At 48.4% G+C, this 616-nt stretch carries 2 tRNA genes and 1 rRNA gene; all 3 read right to left on the bottom strand.

Annotated elements, in window-relative coordinates:
• Positions 1 to 227: 227 nt before the first annotated feature.
• Positions 228 to 300: transfer RNA gene (locus MUB35_RS30365), tRNA-Ala, on the bottom strand.
• Between the two features lie 115 nt (positions 301 to 415).
• Positions 416 to 489 (bottom strand) — tRNA-Ile (locus MUB35_RS30360).
• Between the two features lie 7 nt (positions 490 to 496).
• A 5S ribosomal RNA gene (gene rrf, locus MUB35_RS30355) occupies positions 497 to 614 on the bottom strand.
• Positions 615 to 616: the final 2 nt, after the last annotated feature.

The following is a 616-nucleotide window of genomic DNA, read 5'->3' as shown; positions in this document are numbered from 1 at the left end:
TCTTAGTGCCAAGGCATCCACCCTGCGCTCTTTCTTGCTTGGCCTTACCAGATACCATAGCGTTGGTACCTGACGGCTTGGGTTGTTGCTTGGTTTTTGTTTCTCAATTCGCTGTATCTCTACAGCGCCTCGTTTTCGTCTCTATCTTTACGTTTAACGTATTCTAGATGTTTCGTATATGCAGTTTTCAAGGTACGATGCTGGCAAAGCATAAATACTTTACCAAATGGAGATAAAGAGATTCGAACTCTCGACCCCCTGCTTGCAAGGCAGGTGCTCTCCCAACTGAGCTATATCCCCGTATGTAGTTATATGTAAAACTTTAAAGAAAATTATGCATGGGCTTAAGTGGACCTTTGCCCTATGGCTCATGCAGATGAGCTTAAGTGAACCTTTGCCCTATGACTCATGCAGATGGGCTTAAGTGGACTCGAACCACCGACCTCACGCTTATCAGGCGTGCGCTCTAACCAGCTGAGCTATAAGCCCACATTAAATCCGGCAGCCACCTGCTTTCCCATGCCGTCTCCAGCATAGTATCATCGGCCTCCCAGGTCTTAACCATCGTGTTCGGGATGGGTACGGGTGTGTCCCCTGGGCGTATCGCCACCGGAAA

Origin of the sequence: Blautia sp. NSJ-175 (assembly GCF_022867815.1) — a bacterium.
Classification (GTDB): domain Bacteria; phylum Bacillota; class Clostridia; order Lachnospirales; family Lachnospiraceae; genus Blautia; species Blautia celeris.
This window is presented reverse-complemented; position numbering and strand designations above follow the sequence as displayed.